Here is a 22,069-nt window from a genome sequence, read left to right on the forward strand (position 1 = left end):
TACATTATTCTGTGATGAATGGAGCGCCTTTGTAATAATCTACCAAACGATGCTTTATTTCGTATTTCAGACGTGCGTTCAGTTCATCTACTTTTGCCTGTAGCAGACGATTGGAACTGGTATGCAGTTCTATTGCATTTATCAATCCTTCGGTAAATTTCCGTTGATTTACATTGTGTGCGACAGTCATGGCATCAGTTTGTTTTTTTGCCTGATAAAACTCGTCGGCCAGCCCGTTCATATCGGCAACCGCCTGCTCTACCTCGCTATATAGTGTACGCAACGTTTCGTCCCGTTCGTTACGTGCTATGACGGTTTGAGCCTTGCTTCTTTTTACTTGTGCAGAACGTGAGAATCCTGAGAATATAGGGATAGAAAGGGAAAATCCTATGTAATGCCCGCGCTTGTCTCTTATCTGGTCTTTGAATGAAGAGTATTCACTGCCGTCCATATAACGGGAAAAGTTAGTAGAAATGCCGGCTTCCATAGACAGAGTGGGAGAGAAGCTCCCTTTCGCCGACTTGTATGCCAGTTGCTGTGCCTGAAACGCGGATTCGGCCGCCATCGCTTTCGGATTGACTGACTTTGCATTTTCAAAAATGGAGACTGCTGTTTCCTGAGTCTTCGTTATCAATTCGTCCGAGACGATATTGCTTATCTCGATATCGTCTTCGATGGGGAAATTCATTTTTTCCTTTAATACGATAATGCCTATTACCAAAAGATTTTTCTGGCGTGTAAGGTTATAATTATCGGCTGCTTCTTTGGCTACAAGTTCGGCTACATCTGCCGCGCCTTTCATTCCCAGTTCTTCCATCCGTTTGATTTGCCCCACATTAGCAGCACTTTCTTCAAGCTGTTGTTCAGCCAGTTTTACCATATCCATATAATATGCTACATTGATAAATGCTTCCATGGTTTCGTAAGCTATTACATCTTTAGTCTGCTGTAATTGCTGTTTACCCATCAGTTTGTTCACCTTCTGCATTTTCATCTTATTAATATTCGAAAAACCATCGAATAAAACAAGTGACGAGTAAAGACTATAATTGTTACTGAAAGAGTTGATATCGGTGTATGTGTTTGTTTCAGAATCCAGCCCACGTCCGAAATTGAATGAAGCATTGGTATTTGCGCTCAGAGATGGTATAAGTTTGCCTACAGCTTCCAGGAAGTTCTGGTGGTAGATGCTGTTTTGAGCGTCTTGCTTATTTTTCTTCGGGCTGTTCTCTATTGCATAGCGCATACACTCTTCCAGTGTCCACTTTTTTTTCTGGGCATTGGCTGTAAAGCCGATCAGGAATGCGATAATAAAGATTATATATTTCATAGTTTTATTTACATTTTTAATATTTAAAGAGCGAAAGTCGTGCCAGAATGTATAATAAACTGTTGTATAGGTGTTTATGTATTTTGGTGAATGGTAAAAGTGTAAAATAATTTTACAGTGTTTGTCAAATTTTATTACAATAGATCAATATTCCTTCATCTATGTTGTATAAATACTATTGATATAGAAAATTGGTACTGTTAGCTGTATCCTGTATATCTTTGTCTTTTTATTTGTAATTATTCTAAATTAAGTAAATGATGATAATTGTTGTCGCCTTTGTCATTTTGAACGAAGTGAAAAATCTCTTGTATAAAAGGAATGAGATGCTTCGTTACCTCAGCATGACAAACGAGAATATATGACATTATATTCTTTTATTATTTACTCAATACTTTATATAAAATGCAATTATATAATACATTAAGCGCAGAAGAAAGAGCCAGACTTATTGATGATGCCGGACTTCAACGATTGACTTTGTCTTTCTATGCATACGCGCATATACAAAATCCGCAAGAGTTCAGAGACGAATTGTTTGTCCGTTGGAATGAATTAGATGTCCTCGGGCGTATCTATGTGGCTAAGGAAGGTATCAATGCCCAGTTGTCATTACCGGCAGCTAATATGGAAGCCTTTAAAGATTTTCTGGATACATATCCATTTATGAAAGGAATACGGCTGAATGTAGCTGTGGAACATGATAACAAATCTTTTCTGAAACTCAAGATAAAAGTAAGGGATAAAATTGTGGCCGACGGATTGAATGATGAGACTTTCGACCCCACTGATATAGGCATACACTTAAAGGCAAAAGATTTTAACAGCATGATGGATGATCCGGATACTATAGTAATAGATATGCGAAACCATTATGAAAGCGAAATAGGACATTTCACGGGAGCCATAACTCCGGATGTGGATACGTTCCGCGATTCACTGCCCATTATACACGAGCAGTTGAAAGACTATAAAGACAATAAAAAGCTGTTGATGTATTGTACAGGCGGTATTCGTTGCGAGAAAGCCAGTGCGTACTTCAAACATCAGGGATTCAGGAACGTTTATCAGCTCGAAGGCGGTATTATCGAATATACCCGTCAGATAAAAGCAGAAGGGCTGGAATCTAAGTTTACAGGCAAGAACTTTGTATTCGATAACCGTCTGGGGGAACGTATCACAGAAGATATAATCGCTCATTGCCATCAGTGTGGAAGACCGTGCGATACACATACCAACTGTAAGAATGACGGATGCCATCTGCTGTTCATACAATGTGATGAATGTGCGGAAAAAATGAAAGGCTGCTGCTCTGATGATTGTAAGGATATTGTATCTTTGCCAGATGAACAGCAAAAGGTGATACGAAAGGGTGTCAGGAACGGCACAATGATTTTCAAGAAAGGACGTTCGGAAAGCCTTTTGTTTAAAGACTGATATGATTATGCCGGAAGAAATTTTTCCGCTTGTTGACGAAACAGGCAATATAATCGGACAGGCGCCACGCAGTGTTTGTCACGATGGTTCGAAACTTTTACACCCTGTTATTCATTTGCATATATTCAATTCGGAAGGGGATTTGTATCTGCAAAAGCGTTCCGCGACAAAAGACGTACAGCCCGACAAGTGGGATTCGTCCGTTGCCGGACATATCGATCTGGATGAAATGCCGGAGCTGGCAGCCTGCCGCGAAGCCGGAGAAGAATTAGGCCTTTCGGGTATAGAGCCGCATTTTATCACAAAATATATTATAGAAACAGATCGGGAGCGCGAATTAAGTTATTGTTTCTATGCGGTATATAATGGTGGCTTTGTATTAAACAGGGATGAACTGGCGGACGGACGCTTCTGGAAGATAGAAGAAATCCAGTCCAATCTGGGTAAAGATGTTTTTACGACAAATTTTGAACTGGATTTTATTAAGTTTCTGAACAAGGGGCTGGCCGGAATCAGTTCAGATATTTGATAATTTGCTGCATATCAGTAAAATCCGGTATCACATTCTCGGTTCTTTCTACCAGGACTTCGCGCGGTATGGTGGTCGACAGGCCGATTACTTTCATTCCCGCATCCTGACCTGCCCGTATGCCATGCAGTGAGTCCTCAAAGACAATACATTCAGCCGGAGAAGAATTCAGGTCTTGAGCAGCTAGTTTGTAGCACATCGGATTAGGCTTGCCTTCGGTAATACGCGCGGCAGTGACTACCACATCGAAAGTATCGGATAATTGAAGAATATCAAGCGCCCTTTTCATTTTGAAGTCCTGGGAGCTGGTTACTATACCTGTTTTATAGTTATTATCTTTCAGGTACCTGATAAAGTCCATCACACCATCGACCAGCGGAAAATCCATATTGAGTTCAAAATCTTCCAGTTCTTTGGCTATTTTGGTTTGTTCTTCCCCGGGCAAATGGCTGAAATACTTTTTCAGTATATCCGGTGAGGTCGTACCTTTCACCTGTAAGGCAAAATTTTCTATACCCAGATTATATCTTTCTCCCAGGTCTTCAATATGGATATCATATTGAGGTTCGGTATCAGCAATAACTCCGTCGAAATCGAAAAGAACCGTTGAAATTTTAGTCATGTCTATATTGTTATTTTTACGCTGCAAAGGTAAGACTTTATATTTTGATAAGCAACCTGAGTGAAGTCAGGTGTATGCGTCATAATATAAAAGATATGGCTTCGGCTGGAAGTCATATCTCTGTATATCAATATTATAACGTTATTATTTCAATCTGTATGTGATGCCTATTGTCCCATAGATATTGTGCATCTTGAATTCGATAGGATTTGTTCCCGAATAAAAATAAGGAACCAGCCCCCATGTAAGGCTTCCGTAAAATCCCACACGGTTTGTTAGCCGGAATTCACCTCCGCCTAATATACCGAAATCATAGTCGCGGGTGTCGTCGCTAAAGTCGAATGTGGCTCCCTCTCCATCTATTTCCTGTCTTTGTCCCACGGGTGTATCTATGCGCATATATCCGTCGTAGACTTTCCCGTTGAACCTGGAAGAGAGTGTCCTCGCGGCATATATACCCAGGCGTGCTTGCCATCTGTTGTTGAAATTATATGTCCCATAGATAGGTATGGTAAGGTAGGTCATATCTACGTTTGTCATATTCTTTCCTACAAAATAGCCGCTAAGGCGACTGCCATCTTCCGTAAGGACAACGCTTGTTTTCATGTATTTCACTTCGTCCCTTACTCTCATCCCTTTCCAGTCGAGAGTTGCTCCTGTTCCTACACCCCATTTGTCATCGAGGCTGTATACAACGTTGAAGCCCAATTGCGGATTAAATTTCGGATTATAACTTTCAATTTTCCTCACTTCGGCCGGTAGAGGGAGCGGGGCTGTACCTCCGATATTAAAACCGAGCAGGAATGATAAGTCGAGAGGCTTCTTGTCCTGTATCTGTGCGGACAAACTTGCCGAAAACAAAGAGACAACGACCAATGTTAATACAATATTATAAAAATTCGGTTTCATACTCTTCCAATTTAAAAACTTTCGGTTAATATTTCCAGTTCATCAACAATCAATGTACTGCCTATCGCTCCCTCATATAGATTTCCATCCTGACTCGAAGATAAGACGATCGTCAGCTTATAATTGTTCTTCGTGAAATCGAAATTTTCTTTATATACGAACGGGATGGTGAATTTGTAGAAACCTTTATTTACTTCTTCATCGGTAATAGAGCTCGTTTCTCTACTCCATTCGGCCCTGGCTATAACTTTATCCGAGGTCGAGACCGTTTCACCATTCAGATATTCAGTGTGTCCGGAAGAGTTCTTGCTAACTTTAAATATAACAGCATATATACTGCATTCATCTACCCTTCCGGCGACAGGATTACCGTCTTTATCAGTAAATACGTCTCCCGGAGTGTATTTATAATATCCGGTGAAGGTGACGGGTTTACCGTTTGTTTCCGAATACATACGCCCCAGTTTAAGTGATAGCAGAGGATTAGTGATGTTTGCGCTAAATTCGCCTAAGAACAGCGATCCGGCAAAGATAGGTATATTCTGACCGGTTATGGAAATATACAGGCCCTTAATGGTTTGCAATCTGGCTGCATAGGTCCCCGCATAAGAGTCTGTTGTTTTCTCTGTCGGATAAGGGTTTGCATTCACAACTATAGCAACGCCGGAGTTGCCGGTACTCCATGCATTATGATTGGACAACAATATGGGGTATTTACGTCCGCTTACCCCCGCTTCTCCCCAGTCTTCAAAGTCATATTTCAGATCAATATTAGATGTCACTGTAATGGTATATTCTTTCGAATAATTACCGTCTTCCGATGTAACCTTATATTTTTGTCCTTCTGTGAAGTCCATAGCTACTCCCGATGCGGGGGAAACTGTCGCACCCGGGGAAAGTTCTATTACCGGAGCTAGATTAGTTATATCGGCTTTGCCGGTCACAAATATATTGATTTCGTTGTTCGCTTCGGATATGATACTCGAAATAAAAGTATCTCCTTCTACTTTTATATCTGTGATGTCGGCTTCTCTGTTCAGAGGTTCATCCTGGATACAGGAATTCAAAGTCAGGGCAATGACGATGCAGAGGGCTAATAACGATTTAGATCTCATATATTTCGATTAAATAATAGAATGTAAAGGTAAAGAATTCCTTTAACATTTTGCCTAATATCTGAATTATAAGCTGTAATCGTCTCTCTTTTCTGCAAAAAAACAAGAGCTTTCCTGATATTTTATCAGGAAAGCTCTTGTTTTCCGGAATAAAATCTCCTGCACCTATTTGTTCATTGTAAGCAGATTAAAGTCCTTGGTGTCGATAGTTATCTGCCTTACTATTACACCTTTATTTCCATACGAATGCGCTATGCACTGCGATTTTCCGGCCCACACATTCTGTCCCTGAATCCATTTTGTACAGATTATATTGGCAATTTTCCCATCGGCGGTATATTCATATTTGTATTTTTGGACAGGAATCCATTTTGCACCATACTCTGAAATGTAGCTCATTCTTTCTATCAGCCTGTCGGCCGGATCGTATAGATATACAATCTTTGAGACTGCTTTTGTCCGTTGATACTGAATGGACTCTTTAGTCGTGTATCCATTGCCATCTTTACTGATTTTTGTATCTCTTCCGGCATTACTTTGGGAAAAAAGGCTTGCCGATAGAAATAAGAATGCTATTATTAAAGTTAAAACTTTTGCCTTCATAATCGTTTTTTATTAAACTAAATTTATACTGATTGAAAATCTTTATAAGCGCTTTCTATGTATATGACGAGAATGGCAGAAAAAAGTTACAGAAATTCAGATATAAAAAACAATTTTCCACTTATTATTCTGGTTGACAAGCTATTTATTGCATTTTAGAAAAAGATATCCCTTATTGAATCGTGTATAACAAAAAAAACCGCCCTTTTCTATAAAAAGAGCGGCGTCATATAATTCACTTTAGCTATTCGGGAATAATTCTAAACTTTAAATTATTCAAAGAGTCTTTGTCTTAAGTATTTATATATGTAGTGTGTAAAGTTTTTTATTTTTCAGCCCAATCGTTAGACTTCTTGTCCCACTTGATCATTGTCGGCGCCTGAGCCTGATTCTCCGCATTGTAGGTATATTCATACTTTTGGATACCGGTCCATCCTTTTTCGCCCATCCATTCATAAGTGGCTTTCTCTATCATGCGGTTAGCGGCATCATAGACATAAGTAGTCTTCGTCAGTGGAGCATTTGTATTTTTGTCACAAAAAATAAATTCTTTTACACAACCTTCTTCTGTTTGTTCAACATTAGTAAATTTAATAGTTTCCGGTGTGCCTGCATAAATATTTGCAGAGAAGAACAAAATAGCTAATAACGAAAATAAAGTTTTTGCTTTCATGATTCAAAATTAATTTAGTACTGCAAAGATATATTGTTTTCTGATATATTGGAAAGAAAAACTATCAAATAGTCATCAACTTATAGTTAAATATAGTTAATACAACATAAATAGCGCTCAAAATACCGACATATAACGCATATAATCTATCATAATGATATATTATACTGAAGCAATATTACTAAAAATGATAAAAGGATAAATAAAACCATCAAAAGAGAAGATTATATCAAAAAAACAATGCTTATTGTACAAAAACGGAACAGATATGGCTCACAAATCCTTTCATATTTGAAAAAAAATAACGAAATTTGCGAGCCTTAAAAGAGCTGAATAAATTTAACTATATAAACCAATAAAAAAACGATGGTAAAAAGTGCTTTACAAGTAGCCAGGGCTGCTTATAAACCAAAAATGCCGAAAGCATTGTATGGTTCTGTGAAAATTGAAGAAGGTGCGGCGACTCAATCGGTAGCTGACCAGGAGGAAGTGAATAAATTATTTCCCAATACATACGGAATGCCAACCCTCAAGTTTGTAGAAGCTTCTGAAAAAACAAACTATCCGGCTATCAATGTCGGGGTTATCCTTTCGGGTGGACAAGCTCCCGGTGGCCACAATGTAATCGCAGGCCTCTTCGACGGAATTAAGAACTTAAACTCAGGCAGTCGCCTCTATGGTTTCCTTATGGGCCCCGGAGGATTGGTCGACCACGATTATAAAGAACTTACAGGCGAAATTATTGATGAATACCGTAATACAGGTGGTTTTGATATCATAGGTTCGGGACGTACCAAACTGGAATCGAAAGAACAGTTTGACAAAGGACTTGAAATTCTTAAAAAGCTGGATATCAAAGCGCTGGTTATTATTGGCGGTGATGACTCAAATACAAATGCCTGTGTATTAGCTGAATATTACAAAGCTATCAATGCAGGCGTACAGGTGATCGGCTGTCCTAAAACAATCGATGGTGACCTGAAAAACGAAATGATAGAAACTTCGTTCGGTTTCGATACAGCATGTAAAGTATATGCGGAAGTTATCGGCAACATTCAACGTGACTGTAACTCAGCCCGTAAATACTGGCACTTCATCAAGCTGATGGGACGTTCAGCTTCTCATATCGCTCTCGAATGTGCGTTGCAGGTACAACCTAATATCTGTATCATTTCGGAAGAAGTGGAAGCGAAGAAATTATCGCTCGATGATATTGTAACCGATATAGCAAATGCTGTGGCACGCCGTGCTGCCGATGGCAACAACTTCGGTACCGTACTTATCCCTGAAGGCCTTATCGAATTTATCCCTGCAATGAAACTGCTTATCTCGGAATTGAACGATTTCCTTGCACATCATCAGGACGAATTCAATGCAGTGCCTAAAGATGAGCAACTGGCTTATATCAGAAAAAGCCTGTCTGCCGACAATTCAAAAGTATTCGCAAGCCTTCCTGATGGAGTTGCACGCCAGTTGACACTCGACCGCGACCCTCATGGTAATGTACAGGTTTCTCTTATCGAAACAGAAAAATTATTAGCTGAAATGGTAGGCAATAAACTTGCCGCAATGAAAGCTGAAGGAAAATACAGCGGAAAATTTGCTTCACAGGTACATTTCTTCGGATATGAAGGCCGTTGCGCTGCTCCGTCAAACTACGATGCCGACTATTGCTATTCATTGGGTTATACTGCCGCCGCTCTTATCGGTGCCGGCAAAACAGGATATATGTCATCGATACGTAATACAACTGCTCCTGCCGACCAATGGATCGCGGGCGGAGTACCTGTAACAATGATGATGAATATGGAACGCCGTCACGGTGAAATGAAACCTGTTATCCGCAAAGCTCTGGTAGAACTTGATGGCGCCCCGTTTAAATATCTGGCGGCAAACCGTGAAGCCTGGGCTGTAGGTACAGAGTTTGTTTACCCTGGTCCGATCCAATACTTCGGTCCTACTGAAGTTTGTGACCAGCCTACAATTACACTGAAACTGGAGCAAGGTAAATAATTTACCCCGGAATATAAAACAGAAGAGGCATGGAACAAATTCCGTGCCTCTTTGTTTTTTCGCAATTTTATATCTGTAGCTATATGAGATGTGGATCTCCCGCAAAGATGCAAAGAAGGGCCCTGCTATATTAATCACAACTAATACGGATCAGTAGTTGAGTTTTAACGTTCCTTTTTCATTGACTACACTTCGTTTTGTCTGAATGTTCATTTTGACATTGCCCAAAACGAACCAAAAGGCTAGCGCTCCATTCGACCTCTCCAAAGGGCAGGGCTGTTAAGTCCTCCGCTTTGTTCAGTTATTTTCTGCTGTCATCCTGAGTGGAACGAAGGATCTCTTTCGATTTAAGAGATGTTTCACTTCGTTCAACATGGCAAAGAGGATATAAGAATTCAGAACTTAACAGCCCTGCCCCAAAGGGAGAGGGAGTCAAAACCGCAGCTCTATTCAGAGCGAGTTTTTTCGTTTCGTCTTTTTGTCCGTTACGGGTCGGCCTTTGAAGCGGGGTGCTAAAGCATTTTTGGTTCCTTTTGGGGATTTGGCCAAAAGGAACACAAGCAATCTTTGATTGCGCGTAGTAGAAAAAATCCAATGTTTTCACGCAACAACAATTATTTCAGCTACTAATTGGCATAACTAATAAATTTCTATATTTGTACCATTGACCAATAAAGCCCGGAATGAAAAAAGGTAGCATCCTGATTGTAGATGATAATAAAAATGTATTGAGCGCACTGCGAATCTTACTTGATAATTACTTCGAAGAAGTCACTTTGTTGCCATCGCCCAATATGCTCCTCTCTACGCTCAGAGAAAAAAATCCGGATATTGTTTTGCTGGATATGAATTATTCGGCCGGAATAAATACCGGAAACGAAGGGTTGTTCTGGCTGTCGGAAGTAAAGAAGACCGACCCGGAACTTCCGGTTGTTTTATTCACGGCGTATGCCGATATAGAACTGGCTGTGAAGGCTCTGAAAGAAGGTGCGAGCGACTTTGTAGTGAAACCCTGGGATAATACCAAATTGCTGGCAACATTGCAATCTGCCTTCGCGCTCCGTCAATCGAGAAAAGAAGTTAAGAAACTCAGGGAAAAACAGGATGTACTGAATTCCGAACTAGCTAAAGACTCTGATGTATGCTGGGGGAAATCCGAAGCCATGCAAAATTTACTTTCGATGATAGAGAAGGTCGCTAAAACGGATGCGAATGTACTTATCACAGGTGAGAATGGTACAGGAAAAGAATTGATTGCCCGAAAAATACATCAGTTATCCCTGCGGGCAGGTGAAACGCTGGTCAGTGTAGATATGGGCGCTATTACCGAAACTTTATTCGAAAGCGAGCTTTTCGGCCATACAAAAGGTGCGTTTACCGACGCAAGAACCGACCGTGCCGGAAAATTTGAGGCAGCGGATAAAGGTACACTTTTTCTGGACGAGATAGGGAACCTTAGTTATATATTGCAGGCAAAGCTGCTTACGGCATTACAATCGCGACAAATAGTAAGGGTAGGGAGTAACAAGCCTGTCGTAGTGGATATACGGCTGATAAGTGCCACAAACCGTAATCTGTTCGAATCTGTAAAAAACGGTGAGTTCAGGGAAGATCTGCTATACCGTCTCGATACTATCCAGATCGAAGTACCTGCATTACGCAACCGCAGGGAAGATATTTCCGTTCTGGCCACCTTTTTCCTATCCCGTTTTGCAAAAAAATACAATAAAAAAGGGCTTGTCTTTAATGATAAAACCATTGCGAAACTGGAGAATTATTCATGGCCGGGGAATGTTCGGGAACTGGAGCATGCTGTAGAAAAAGCTGTCATCCTGTGTGACGGAACAGAACTGCAACCATCTGATTTTTATATGCGGGCTACCGAAGCCAAGGCTGCTATTATCGACTCCATCACACTGGACGAAATGGAAAAGATACTCATAGAAAAAGCGTTGAGCAAATATCAGAAGAATATATCCGCTATTGCCGCCGAACTGGGAATTACGCGTCCGACACTTTATAATAAAATGAAAAAATATGGATTATAATCAGGTTTCTTTATCTATATAGAAAACATAAGTAATAAGAGAGTAGTGAAAAACAGGACGTGGAAAATATGTTATTTGTGTTACTTTTTAACAGTCATGAGTTACAAGTAAACAAGATACAAGTTGTTAACTGCTAACTGTTAACTGTTAACTGAAAAAGCTGTTACTTTTGTTACCTTTTAACTATATATGGTTAATAAATGTAAAAAATGAGAACAGGAAAGTAAATTATTGAGTAATATGTTTAAATCGATAGAATATAAATTGTTGATATACATAAGTTTGCTGATACTTTCGGTAGCTGCCGCCACCTATTGTTTTCTGGAAAAAGAATATGTATACGGGCCATTGTGTATCCTGATAGCCGTATTTTCCATCAACAGGTTACATAAACACTACAGGAAATTCAATCAGAATATTTTGTTTTTGCTTAATGCCCTTGATAATGGCGATTATTCCTTCAATTTTGCGGTAACCAAAATATCGAAGCGCGAACAGGAACTGAACCAGATGATGAACCGCATCAAGGAAATCCTGTCCAAGGCCCGGAAAGAAGTGATAGAAAACGAAAAGTTCCTGAGCCTGATAGTCGAAAGCGTTTCTACCGGTATCATTATACTGGATGAACATAACAATGTGCTGATAACGAACCGGGCAACGAATGAATTGCTGGGATTACCGGTCTTTACCCATTTAAATCAGTTGAAAGTAATTGACGAATCATTTCCATCTATATTTCTCCATCTGGAAACAAATGACAATAAGTATCTGAGAATAGCCAATGAACGAGAAGAAACTCTGATAAGCTTGCGTGTATCCAAAATAACACTGAAAAGGGGTACAATGAAAATCTTTACGCTTAATAGTATCGGGAACGAGCTGGAGGCGAAAGAGATGGAATCATGGGTGCGCCTTATACGAGTGATGACTCACGAAATAATGAACTCGATAGCGCCTATCACATCGCTGACGGATACATTGTTGTTCTCTTATAAAATATCCCGGGATAACCAATCGGATGATAATCTCCGGCAAAATACAGTGGAGGCATTGGAAACCATCAGTTCCACAGCTAAAGGACTTATGGTATTTGTGGAATCGTACCGTAAATTTACAGGAGTTCCAAAGCCTCAATTGATAGAATTCGACCTGATCCCTCTGGTAGAAAAGGTGGTTAGCCTGGAGTCGGCAATGATGCAGGAAAAAGGAATATCACTGGAACTGCAGTACATCGCGCCATCCCTGGTTGTAAATGCTGACGAGTCACAGATTACACAGGTATTGGTCAATTTAGTAAAAAATGCGGTTGAAGCATTAGATCCCGTTGAAGGGAGAAGTATCAAAATAAAGATCAGCCATGCCGATAATAAAACGAATATAGAGGTATGCAATAATGGCGAACCGATTCCGCAGGAGGTAATACCGAATATATTCATCCCGTTTTTTACAACTAAAAATACAGGTACGGGAATAGGCCTGAGTATATCCCGTTATATTATGCGCATGCATGGCGGAAACCTGAAACATTATGCCAAAGATGGGTGGACTATTTTTAGTATGTCATTTTAACCGGATGTATTGACTTCTTTTTCAGTAAATTTATCAAAATATAACTATAAGAACAGACATAAAATCATAATGGATCGAAAATTAATATAAAGAAAATCAATAGAATAAACGAATGACAAGATACGTAGTCTAAGGTATAGAGACAACAGATTATTCACAGACAATTACAATCATGACTTTAGGTATCGTTCTTATATCATTTTATCTTATTTATTCTATCTCATTGTTTTTAAGTTGCAGAAATGCACCTTTGGATAACGAATGACAACGAGAACAAAAAAAGAAGCCCCGCACATAGTACAGGGGCATCTTCAGCAACTATAATAAAAAACACTAGACTTAGCTCACGCTAATTTTATATCTTTATCCAAATATACATCTTGTATCGTGTTAATCAACTCTACACCTTCTATCATCGGACGCTGGAACGCTTTACGTCCACAGATCAGGCCCATGCCTCCGGCGCGTTTATTTACCACGGCTGTATATACAGCATCTTTAAGGTCGGAAGCGCCATGTGATTCGCCTCCCGAATTGATCAGGCCTACACGTCCCATATATCCGTTGGCTACCTGATAGCGGCAGAGATCTATCGGATGGTCCGATGCCAGTTCGGTATACATACGTTCGTCCCATTTGGAGAAGTTTATAGCCTTGAATCCTCCGTTACTAGTAGGCAGCTTTTGCTTCACTATATCAGCTTTTATGGTTACTCCAATATGATTGGCCTGACTTGTCAGGTCGGCTGCGCTATGGTAATCCACACCGTCCTTTTTGAAATCACTGTTTCGGAGGTAACACCAAAGGATCGTCGCCATTCCCAACTCGTGCGCATACTCGAATGCTTTAGCTATATCAACAATCTGCCGGCGACTTTGTTCGGAGCCGAAGTAAATTGTTGCACCGACGGCAGCCGCCCCCATATTCCAGGCCTCTTTTATTGTACCGAACAATACCTGGTCATAAGCCGTAGGATAGGTCAGAAGCTCATTATGATTAATCTTCACCACGAATGGTATTTTATGCGCATACTTGCGGGCTACTGAACCCAATACGCCATAGGTAGATGCGACGGCACTACATCCGGCTTCTATTGCTAATTTTACAATATTCTCCGAATCAAAATAAATGGGGTTCGGCGCAAAAGAAGCACCTGCAGTATGCTCGATATCCTGATCTACAGGCAGGATTGATAAATATCCCGTATTGGCAAGCCGGCCATGACTGAATAAGCGCTGAAGACTATTCAACGTGGGAATGTTGCGATCCGAATCTGTCCAGATATTATCTATGAAATTTGGTTCGGGGGCATGGATTAGTGACTTGTCGATCGTTTTACTTACGTGCCCGAGCAGATATTCACTTTGATCGCCCAGAATACTTGTAATCTTAGAATTTGCCATACTATTATTGTTTTAACGGATACACTGCTATTGGCATCCATTGTATTTACTTACCCTTTATTATAAAACAAAGTTGATACATATAAGTTTTATAACGGGTTGATAATTTATATGGCTCTAAAAGAATATTTAACATACACGTCTTATTTATAACGTGTCAAAATAACCGAAAAGTTAAATAAAACTGTTATCTTTGCTTAGATAGTTCTAAGGAAATTAATCTTTTTGTATTTATTTAACCATATATAAAACATTATGTTACACGAATTTACGCTTTCGAGAGGAAGAGCAATGATTAACTTTACGCTCAAATATTGCGATACGAAGCAAAAGCTGCTTAATAGTTACGGATTCAGACGTGTTGTCGAATCTTTTATTAAACAGGTTTTGAAGAAAGACGAGGGAGTCATTTACGACTATTATACCTCTCACTTCGGCAATGAAGACGAAACGGTCGATTCCCTCATAGAAGTCTTTAAATTACTGACAGTATTTGAAATAGATGAAGTAATAGCAGTCGATAATAAATATTCGAAATTCTTTGAAGATAAACACCTGTTTATAGAGGTTACCGAATTGCTTTTCGCTTACTGGAAGCGGCTCGAGCGCTATACTATCGTAAGAAATTCGCGGGTAGGGGAAGGCTTACAGAATGTACGTTTTATCCAGGCCAATGATATGTTTAATGACCTTGTGTTATCAACAGGCCGCAGGATACAGACAACAGTCAACGGGCACGAAACACGTGTTTATCGCCAGTCTGTAGCCGGAGCTAATGCCGGACTTACCCTGAATGATGTAAACTGGAATTGTCCGGTAGAATACAAAGGACTTACATCTATTCCATTTATCAGTACAGTTGTTTTCCAGCCGCCATATATATCATACACAAAAAGGAATACGCGTGACGGAATATTCCAGGAGCACCAGCAAAATCCACTGGTAAATGTTGTGCTTAATGAAGATGATTGGTTTGTCTTTCCGGCTAAGGTAGGTAATATGCTTACCTTTGTTTATTTTCATAAGGATTTTATGGTTCATGGCATTGGACTGGCAAATCTGTTTGAACTGGCGACAGAAACCGAATATATCGGAAAGAAACCGGACATGATATATGTATTCGGATATCCTGACGGATATGAAGAAAAACGTACATTCTATTATAAAGATAAAAAGAATGATATTCTTATCGGCTACGCTAATTATTGCGACGATATCGATTATTTCGGCTACATGAAGAAAATGCTTCTTACATTGCATAATGTAAAGCAGATAGACACAGGGAGCCTGCCTATTCACGGAGCAATGGTAAACATTGTGCTTCGCAACGGTAAAGAATCCAACATTATCATTATGGGAGACAGCGGGGCCGGAAAATCGGAAAGCCTCGAAGCATTCCGTACCCTGAACGAAAATTACATTCGGCACATGCGTGTAATCTTCGATGATATGGGGTATCTGAAAAAAGAGAAAGACGGTACTATCAAAGCATACGGAACCGAGATCGGAGCATTTGTCCGTGTAGACGACCTTGACCCGGCTTATGCCTTCGAGCAATTGGATAAAGGGGTATATACCAATATGGACAAAGTAAATGCCCGTGTTACAATACCGATCTCCACCTACGAGATTATATCCAAAGGCTATCCGATAGATTATTTCCTTTATGCAAATAACTACAATGAGGCGGATAAGAAAATCCTCATTTATGACAATCTGGACCATGCCATTCAGGTATTTGAAGATGGTGCCCGCAAAGCAAAAGGAACTACAACCGAAAAAGGGCTGGTGAAATCATATTTTGCAAATCCGTTCGGTCCTGTTCAGGAACGCAAAGAAACAGAGGTCTTAGTCCGTGCTTACTTTAAAGATATGAAGGCCGCCGGAGTAAAGATAGGAGAGATACATACATCTCTTGCTATCGATGGTAAGACAAAAGACGGTCCGCGTGAAGCTGCTGAAGAGTTGTTCACACTGATAAATGAATGATAACTCTTATTATATGAAAAAAGACTCCGGATGTTACCGGAGTCTTTTTTATTTGGGGGAAACAGATCCGGCCTTTTATTAGGTATTCTCCTCACTGCTTTCTGTTTTGAGCCATTTAATTAGCAATGGAAAACCCGTAACATCAATACAAGAAGTAATACGATAAGAAATATAATGCTATTGCACTGGGGAAAAATAGTTCCAACCCAATGCTACAGGCAGGACAATCGCCGTAGCGACACAATGCCCCGCATGCCCGACCAGCCAATAAGCAATGCATCCTTCCAATTACAGTAGAAACAATAGTAAAAGGGCAATGGTTTCCAAAAGATAAAAATTTAATAATAGCGATTATACAATTAATAAAAACGTGAGATGAGTAAATTTTTATTTAAAAAAATTGAATATTATTTATATTATATTTGATATTATTAAAATAATATTTAGTTTTGTAAAAAAAAACAATGATAATATGTTACCTTGTAATTGCCCGAGCTGTCAGGCTCAACTGAAAGTAAAAAGTTTACTGTGCGAAAATTGTGGTACAGAAGTGCACGGATTATACGCACTCCCGGTATTGGCGCGATTGCCTTTTGATGAACAAGGGTTTATCCTCAAGTTTGTAAAGAATAGCGGAAGCCTTAAGGATATGGCCAAAGACTTGGGCTTAAGCTATCCTACGGTGAGAAATTTACTAGATGATATAATTGAAAAAATAAAAAACTATGAAAAATAACAAATCGATCAGTACATGGATATTCAAACCTTTTAAATTCATAGCAGGGCTAAAGGCCCTGATTATTGGCCTTGCAGTCATGACGCTTTTATCCGTACTGGGATATCTGAGCAATACCCATTTCGACGGAGTACTAGATATTCATTATGGATGCCCGGCCATACTAACGCCATATATCAATCATGTTCTATACCAATTGGTAGGATGGTGCTTATCAACATTGGTATTTTATATTACAGCGCGCATTGTCACCAAATCATCCATACGGTTTATAGATATTGCCGGAACAATGGCATTATCGCAGGCTCCGTTGATATTTGCTGCGTTATTAGGTTTTGTTTCTTCTTTTCATATCTGCATAGGCGATATTAATACAACAAACATAGGCAAAATGATGGCTATACTTAGAGAAAATGCAGTAATGATGACCGTAGCCGGATTAACCGCAATATTATTTGCCATTTGGTCTGTTATTCTCAAATATAATGCCTATACGGTATCGGCCAATATAAAGGGGATAGTAGGGGGAATATCATTTGCAATTGCATTGATTGTTGCGGAAATCCTTTCCAAAATAGTTCTGTATATTATTTTATAAACGCCATAATATCATGAAGAAAGTATATATTTCATTGTTATTCTGCATGTTATCTGTTTCAATATCAGCACAGTTACTGGTTACTGAGGAACCCGCAATCTTAAAAACGGGTACAGGAGATATTTATGGAACATTAAAAGTTCCTGTGAATAATAGACCAATCCCGGTAGCCCTGATTATTGCCGGTTCCGGCCCGACAGACCGAAACGGCAATCAGCCCCAAATGAAGAATAATTCACTGAAAATGTTATCCGATGGATTATATTATAACAACATAGCTACGCTTTGTTTCGATAAACGTGGTATTGCGGAAAGTAAGGATGCCGGGCAAAATGAATCAGACCTGCGTTTCGACGACTATATTAAAGACGTACAGGACTGGATCGATTATCTGGCAAAAGATAAACGCTTTTCGGACATTGTCATTATCGGGCACAGTGAAGGTTCGCTGCTAGGTATGATTGCAGCGCGAAATAATAAGAAAGCCTCCAAATATATATCTGTTGCAGGGGTAGGGGAGCCGGCAGCAAATATATTGAAGGAGCAGTTGAGTAAACAAATGGTTGCGCAGCCACAGGTAGTAAAGGATATGATATTTTCATATATCGATAAATTAGATAAAGGCGAAATCATCGCAGATGTTCCCGCCTCGCTCAATATGTTGTTCCGCCCAAGTGTACAACCTTATATGATCTCCTGGTTTAAGTACAATCCGCAGGCAGAAATTTCGGGATTAGAGATTCCGGTTCTAATACTGCAAGGGACAACCGACATTCAGGTAACAGTAAAGCAGGCCGAACTGCTGGCCGAGGCAAACAAAAAAGCCAGGAAAGTAATTATCGATAAGATGGATCATGTAATGAAAAACAGTGAAACTACAGATCAGCAAACTCAGATAAAAGATTCATATACAAATCCTGACAAGCCTGTTATACCAGAGGTTATAAAGCGTATAGCCGACTTTATCAAAGAATAAGAAACCCTTAAAAAAAGTGAAATATAAAGATGGAGAGCCGCTATATAGCGGCTTTTTTATTGAGATAAAGATAATTATATGACTTTGTGCACATCTTTAAATAGTTTATTGCAATTGGACTATTCCTCAAATAATCTTATAAATTTGTATTCAGCTACACATAAGTATAAACTGGACACTAAATATGATGGAAATTACGCAGAAAAAAATCGAAGAATTGGCACCTAATGCCGATGCGGCTAAAAATGGCCGTGATCTGGTGAAAAAAAATAAATTTGCAAATCTCAGAATCTCATCCGAAAAAAATCTTATATGGGGCGAATGTGCCGGAAGCGGCAAAAATCCGTACTATTGCTCTGCAGATTATATTGAGGTGAGCAATCCTGTTTTCAGATGCAACTGCCCCAGCAGACAATTTCCCTGCAAACATGCCATAGGATTACTTTATGCTTACGAAGCCAATAACGGAGCCTTCTCCATAGCGGATATTCCCGATGATATAATATCTAAACGGGAAAAAATAGAGAAAAAGCAGGAGAAAAAAGAGCAGGAAAAAGAATCTATAAAAGAGAAGGCGGAGAAACCCAAAAAAGTTAATAGAGCTGTCTTACTTAAAAAAAACAGACGCCCAGCTTACAGGTATAGATATAGCCGGAAAGATACTGAAAGATATTGTACAGACAGGACTTTCATCTATTGATGCAAAAATATCGAGGACTTTGCAGGCACAGGTAAAGGAATTGGGGAACTACTATATTGGCGGCATACAAACCGCTTTCAACAATCTCTTATTGGAACTGGGGGAAGTGGAAAACGAAGAATACACACACGTTATAGACCAGATCAATTTCATCTCTGCTCTGTTGAAAAAAAGTACAGAATATCTGAACAGGCGCAAGGTAGACCCGGAAGGTGATCCTGAACTGGACTCTGCCATCGAAGAGCAAATAGGATATGTCTGGAAATTGATAGAACTTATGCAATATGGCCTGTATGAAGAAAACGGAGAACTCATTCAACTTTCTTTCAATAGCTATGATAATCAGGCTCGCAAAGAATATGTGGATGAAGGACTTTGGTTAAATATGAGAACAGGCAGGATATATAAAACGAAAAATTACCGCCCCTACCGTGCTGCCAAGTATATAAAGGAGGATAACAGTTCTTTTGACGTGCTGCAACTTAAAGAAATGTACATCTATCCGGGCGACCAGAACCCACGCGTGCGCTGGGAAACCGAAGCCGTGAAAGGACGTAAGTTAACAGCTAAAGATTTAGCTGCTATACTTGCTTTTGCTTCCCGAAATTACGCTGATACTATAAAGACCATAAAGAATACAATTAAGAATCCGCTGATGGATAAACATCCGGTCGTATTGATTTCATTGCATAAAGCATATCTGTGCGGCGATAACCTTGTGGTGGAAGATCAGCTGGGAAATAAACTGACATTGAAAGATATCGAAGAACAGAATGTTTCTTCTGCAACCAATCTGAAAGCAATCCTGCCATCTGCTCCTGAAGGCTTAGCCCTTACGGTGATGATGAATAATGATATGCAAACGGGATTGTTATCTGCTCAGCCAATGTCACTTATCACTCCCGAAAAGATAATAAGGTTACTATATTAACAATCTTGAAATTATTTTACAATGAGACTACAACCATTATACGACCTTCAACAAGAAATAAACCGCCTGTTTATAGCCGGAAGTAAATTCGCCAAAGGCGATCCTCGCTTGCAAAAACATATTCCGGTATTCCAAAAATTAGGAGAGAAAGCCCCTGTTTTCAGTAAATTGGCAAAAGATATAGAAGATCTGGTTAATACCGAAGTACAGCAATCACCTGAAAAACTGATGGCTATATCCACTTTGCTTTATTCTGTCCTATATACTCAGGGTGAACCGGCAGAATCCGGAGCCAAAGAAGCTTTGCAGATACCCAATATCCCTTTGAATGAAGTGAACACCGAATACTCATACCTGCAACTGAAACCTGTGATGCAGGCCCTGACAACCAGCAATTCAGGCCGGTTGGAAATATTGAAAGATGCACTGGAGCGGAATGTATTCAGCGACTCACGCACCTATCAGTACCTTGATTTAGCTTTGGCTGATAAATATGCCGAATTATGTGACTATGTGGAAAAAACGATTATACCGGAGGTTGGTAAGCCGATTGTGCCATTCCTGATTCAGAACTTTAAATATGAGGATAAAACGGAAAATGTAAGACGGCTGCGCCTGCTGAATAAATTTAATTATCCGCAATTGCCGGAAATGGTAGACAAGATATTATCGGGCCCCCTGCCGGCTCTTCAGGCGGAAGCAATTCACATATTAAGCGCCGATACTAAGAATGAAGAACTGATAATAAAACTGGCTGACGATAAGAACAAACTGGTTCGTGAAGCCGCCTACATGGGGCTTGTAGAACTGGGAACACCTACCAGTTTCGAAAAGCTGAAAGATGTATATATAAATAACAAAAACAGGACAAATCTCCCGGCAATAGTTACAGCATTAGCTTCTTCGAAGCTTCCATTTTTTTTTCAAGAAGTTTTTAATCAGGTGGTCAAAACCTTCGAAGAGTTCATAACATTAGAAAAGGATGAAAAGGAAAAGGTCTTGGTTAATAAATTGGAACAATTCAAATATAACCTTGCAACATTGGCAAATAAAGATAATAACGAGGTTATCGACTTCTATGCGAAAGTATTGAGAAATGAAGAATATAACAATTTGATTTCAGCAAAGAAGAACCTGCTTGAAAATTTAGCATCCGACATAACCGTCAGCATAACGGATGGACTTAAATCGTTCTCAAAAGCGCGGATAATAAAGTTTTACGAATCAAACATAGATGATATTCCTAAAACCAACTGGAAACGTCCGCTATGGTGGAATTATTTCTATGCAGCCATAGACGCAAATTATCCCAAAGAGAAGGTATTCGATGTATTTAGTGATCAGTTCAAAAGGAATACTATAAGTATCGATCACCTGCATACGGCATATTCCAACAATAATAATTACCATTATGGCAATCAATCCAAAAGAGAAATATTTGCAGATAAAATAGACAAGCGCTGGTTGGACTTATTGTACGATATCTTTAAAGGTGAAAAATATAAATGGAGATATGACCATGATCGTGCTCTTCGCCTTTTGGATGCCTGCGAATCCGATAAAAAGAAGTTCGATGAGTTATTGGTGAGGTTAACCGGATGGACAATGCCAAACGAACAGGCGACCTTGTTCATGCTTATAATAGACAGGAAAATTGAAAACTGTTTCGAAGTTGTCTATTCCGCTATGTCGAAATATGCTTCCAAAACTTATTTTTATGGCTTAAACTGGCTCAAGAACATAGGATTATGGAAACAATTCCCAAAAGAATATGCAGCTAAATACGAGGAATTGTATAAGAAAAATCCCCTACAGGTGTATAAAGATATAGCAGACGAAATAGAATCTTCCTATAAAAATTCATAACTTATAATTTATAACTACATAT

The 22,069-nt window shown here is 39.5% G+C and carries 19 protein-coding genes; 12 read left to right on the forward strand and 7 right to left on the reverse strand.

The window, feature by feature from the left end:
• Nucleotides 1–4: 4 nt before the first annotated feature.
• The gene (locus tag ACFO6W_RS23685) at nt 5–1,330 is read right to left on the reverse strand and encodes a TolC family protein (RefSeq protein WP_380001171.1); all 1,326 of its coding nucleotides are present in this window, start codon (nt 1,328–1,330) and stop codon (nt 5–7) included.
• A 405-nt stretch (nt 1,331–1,735) separates the two neighbouring features.
• Between ACFO6W_RS23685 and trhO the strand changes: the two genes are divergently transcribed.
• Nucleotides 1,736–2,767 carry an oxygen-dependent tRNA uridine(34) hydroxylase TrhO gene (gene trhO / locus ACFO6W_RS23690; protein WP_380001173.1) on the forward strand — a complete coding sequence of 344 codons (1,032 nt, stop codon included), beginning with the start codon at nt 1,736–1,738 and terminating at the stop codon, nt 2,765–2,767.
• 7 nt (nt 2,768–2,774) lie between these two features.
• Nucleotides 2,775–3,296 (forward strand): NUDIX hydrolase, encoded by a 522-nt coding sequence (locus ACFO6W_RS23695; protein WP_380001175.1) that lies wholly within the window; start codon nt 2,775–2,777, stop codon nt 3,294–3,296.
• On the opposite strand, the gene ACFO6W_RS23700 is transcribed toward ACFO6W_RS23695, so the two are convergent.
• The 5 genes from ACFO6W_RS23700 to ACFO6W_RS23720 form a co-directional block, all read right to left on the reverse strand.
• On the reverse strand, nt 3,280–3,918 hold the full coding sequence (locus ACFO6W_RS23700) for an HAD family hydrolase (protein ID WP_380001177.1): 639 nt from the start codon (nt 3,916–3,918) through the stop codon (nt 3,280–3,282). The genes ACFO6W_RS23695 and ACFO6W_RS23700 overlap by 17 nt on opposite strands.
• Nucleotides 3,919–4,062: 144 nt before the next feature.
• Nucleotides 4,063–4,827, reverse strand: a complete 765-nt coding sequence (locus tag ACFO6W_RS23705) for a porin family protein (protein WP_380001179.1) — start codon at nt 4,825–4,827, stop codon at nt 4,063–4,065.
• An 11-nt stretch (nt 4,828–4,838) separates the two neighbouring features.
• The gene (locus tag ACFO6W_RS23710) at nt 4,839–5,942 is read right to left on the reverse strand and encodes a PCMD domain-containing protein (protein ID WP_380001181.1); all 1,104 of its coding nucleotides are present in this window, start codon (nt 5,940–5,942) and stop codon (nt 4,839–4,841) included.
• 165 nt (nt 5,943–6,107) lie between these two features.
• A complete protein-coding gene (locus ACFO6W_RS23715) occupies nt 6,108–6,545 on the reverse strand; it encodes a hypothetical protein (protein ID WP_380001183.1) in 438 nt (145 codons plus the stop codon).
• Nucleotides 6,546–6,870: 325 nt separating this feature from the next.
• Nucleotides 6,871–7,218, reverse strand: coding sequence for a DUF3836 domain-containing protein (locus tag ACFO6W_RS23720; RefSeq protein WP_380001185.1), 348 nt, complete (start codon nt 7,216–7,218; stop codon nt 6,871–6,873).
• 366 nt (nt 7,219–7,584) lie between these two features.
• Between ACFO6W_RS23720 and ACFO6W_RS23725 the strand changes: the two genes are divergently transcribed.
• The 3 genes from ACFO6W_RS23725 (at nt 7,585) to ACFO6W_RS23735 (ending at nt 12,848) form a co-directional block, all read left to right on the forward strand.
• Nucleotides 7,585–9,231: a diphosphate--fructose-6-phosphate 1-phosphotransferase gene (locus ACFO6W_RS23725; protein ID WP_380001187.1), complete on the forward strand. Its 1,647-nt coding sequence runs from the start codon at nt 7,585–7,587 to the stop codon at nt 9,229–9,231.
• 683 nt (nt 9,232–9,914) lie between these two features.
• Complete coding sequence (locus tag ACFO6W_RS23730; RefSeq protein WP_380001189.1) at nt 9,915–11,279, forward strand: sigma-54-dependent transcriptional regulator; 1,365 nt, start codon at nt 9,915–9,917, stop codon at nt 11,277–11,279.
• 240 nt (nt 11,280–11,519) lie between these two features.
• A complete protein-coding gene (locus ACFO6W_RS23735; protein WP_380001191.1) occupies nt 11,520–12,848 on the forward strand; it encodes a sensor histidine kinase in 1,329 nt (442 codons plus the stop codon).
• 344 nt (nt 12,849–13,192) lie between these two features.
• Here ACFO6W_RS23735 and ACFO6W_RS23740 read toward each other — a convergent pair whose 3' ends face one another.
• Nucleotides 13,193–14,251, reverse strand: coding sequence for a class I fructose-bisphosphate aldolase (locus tag ACFO6W_RS23740; RefSeq protein WP_380001193.1), 1,059 nt, complete (start codon nt 14,249–14,251; stop codon nt 13,193–13,195).
• 255 nt (nt 14,252–14,506) lie between these two features.
• On the opposite strand from ACFO6W_RS23740, the gene ACFO6W_RS23745 reads away from it, so the two are divergent.
• From ACFO6W_RS23745 to ACFO6W_RS23775, 7 genes are all read left to right on the forward strand, one after another.
• Nucleotides 14,507–16,240, forward strand: a complete 1,734-nt coding sequence (locus tag ACFO6W_RS23745) for a phosphoenolpyruvate carboxykinase (RefSeq protein ID WP_380001195.1) — start codon at nt 14,507–14,509, stop codon at nt 16,238–16,240.
• A gap of 472 nt (nt 16,241–16,712) precedes the next feature.
• Complete coding sequence (locus ACFO6W_RS23750) at nt 16,713–16,976, forward strand: DUF2089 family protein (RefSeq protein WP_380001419.1); 264 nt, start codon at nt 16,713–16,715, stop codon at nt 16,974–16,976.
• On the forward strand, nt 16,966–17,574 hold the full coding sequence (locus ACFO6W_RS23755) for a hypothetical protein (protein WP_380001197.1): 609 nt from the start codon (nt 16,966–16,968) through the stop codon (nt 17,572–17,574). Before ACFO6W_RS23750 ends, ACFO6W_RS23755 begins: the two co-directional genes overlap by 11 nt.
• 13 nt (nt 17,575–17,587) lie before the next feature.
• The gene (locus tag ACFO6W_RS23760) at nt 17,588–18,550 is read left to right on the forward strand and encodes an alpha/beta hydrolase family protein (protein ID WP_380001199.1); all 963 of its coding nucleotides are present in this window, start codon (nt 17,588–17,590) and stop codon (nt 18,548–18,550) included.
• 184 nt (nt 18,551–18,734) lie between these two features.
• Nucleotides 18,735–19,250 (forward strand): SWIM zinc finger family protein, encoded by a 516-nt coding sequence (locus ACFO6W_RS23765; protein ID WP_380001201.1) that lies wholly within the window; start codon nt 18,735–18,737, stop codon nt 19,248–19,250.
• Nucleotides 19,251–19,269: 19 nt separating this feature from the next.
• Nucleotides 19,270–20,181: a hypothetical protein gene (locus tag ACFO6W_RS23770; RefSeq protein WP_380001203.1), complete on the forward strand. Its 912-nt coding sequence runs from the start codon at nt 19,270–19,272 to the stop codon at nt 20,179–20,181.
• 21 nt (nt 20,182–20,202) lie between these two features.
• Entirely contained in the window at nt 20,203–22,047 is a 1,845-nt protein-coding gene (locus tag ACFO6W_RS23775) for a HEAT repeat domain-containing protein (protein ID WP_380001205.1), read from the forward strand.
• Nucleotides 22,048–22,069: the final 22 nt, after the last annotated feature.

This window comes from Dysgonomonas termitidis, assembly GCF_042654545.1.
GTDB classification, from domain to species: domain Bacteria; phylum Bacteroidota; class Bacteroidia; order Bacteroidales; family Dysgonomonadaceae; genus Dysgonomonas; species Dysgonomonas termitidis.

Coding starts and splice junctions, on each gene's coding strand:
- ACFO6W_RS23775 (WP_380001205.1), top strand. CDS start 20,203: ATGAGACTACAACCATTATACGACCTTCAACAAGAAATAAACCGCCTG.
- ACFO6W_RS23745 (WP_380001195.1), top strand. CDS start 14,507: ATGTTACACGAATTTACGCTTTCGAGAGGAAGAGCAATGATTAACTTT.
- ACFO6W_RS23765 (WP_380001201.1), top strand. CDS start 18,735: ATGATGGAAATTACGCAGAAAAAAATCGAAGAATTGGCACCTAATGCC.
- ACFO6W_RS23755 (WP_380001197.1), top strand. CDS start 16,966: ATGAAAAATAACAAATCGATCAGTACATGGATATTCAAACCTTTTAAA.
- ACFO6W_RS23715 (WP_380001183.1), bottom strand. CDS start 6,545: ATGAAGGCAAAAGTTTTAACTTTAATAATAGCATTCTTATTTCTATCG.
- ACFO6W_RS23705 (WP_380001179.1), bottom strand. CDS start 4,827: ATGAAACCGAATTTTTATAATATTGTATTAACATTGGTCGTTGTCTCT.
- ACFO6W_RS23720 (WP_380001185.1), bottom strand. CDS start 7,218: ATGAAAGCAAAAACTTTATTTTCGTTATTAGCTATTTTGTTCTTCTCT.
- ACFO6W_RS23750 (WP_380001419.1), top strand. CDS start 16,713: ATGTTACCTTGTAATTGCCCGAGCTGTCAGGCTCAACTGAAAGTAAAA.
- ACFO6W_RS23730 (WP_380001189.1), top strand. CDS start 9,915: ATGAAAAAAGGTAGCATCCTGATTGTAGATGATAATAAAAATGTATTG.
- trhO (WP_380001173.1), top strand. CDS start 1,736: ATGCAATTATATAATACATTAAGCGCAGAAGAAAGAGCCAGACTTATT.
- ACFO6W_RS23725 (WP_380001187.1), top strand. CDS start 7,585: ATGGTAAAAAGTGCTTTACAAGTAGCCAGGGCTGCTTATAAACCAAAA.
- ACFO6W_RS23740 (WP_380001193.1), bottom strand. CDS start 14,251: ATGGCAAATTCTAAGATTACAAGTATTCTGGGCGATCAAAGTGAATAT.
- ACFO6W_RS23695 (WP_380001175.1), top strand. CDS start 2,775: ATGCCGGAAGAAATTTTTCCGCTTGTTGACGAAACAGGCAATATAATC.
- ACFO6W_RS23710 (WP_380001181.1), bottom strand. CDS start 5,942: ATGAGATCTAAATCGTTATTAGCCCTCTGCATCGTCATTGCCCTGACT.
- ACFO6W_RS23700 (WP_380001177.1), bottom strand. CDS start 3,918: ATGACTAAAATTTCAACGGTTCTTTTCGATTTCGACGGAGTTATTGCT.
- ACFO6W_RS23760 (WP_380001199.1), top strand. CDS start 17,588: ATGAAGAAAGTATATATTTCATTGTTATTCTGCATGTTATCTGTTTCA.
- ACFO6W_RS23735 (WP_380001191.1), top strand. CDS start 11,520: ATGTTTAAATCGATAGAATATAAATTGTTGATATACATAAGTTTGCTG.
- ACFO6W_RS23685 (WP_380001171.1), bottom strand. CDS start 1,330: ATGAAATATATAATCTTTATTATCGCATTCCTGATCGGCTTTACAGCC.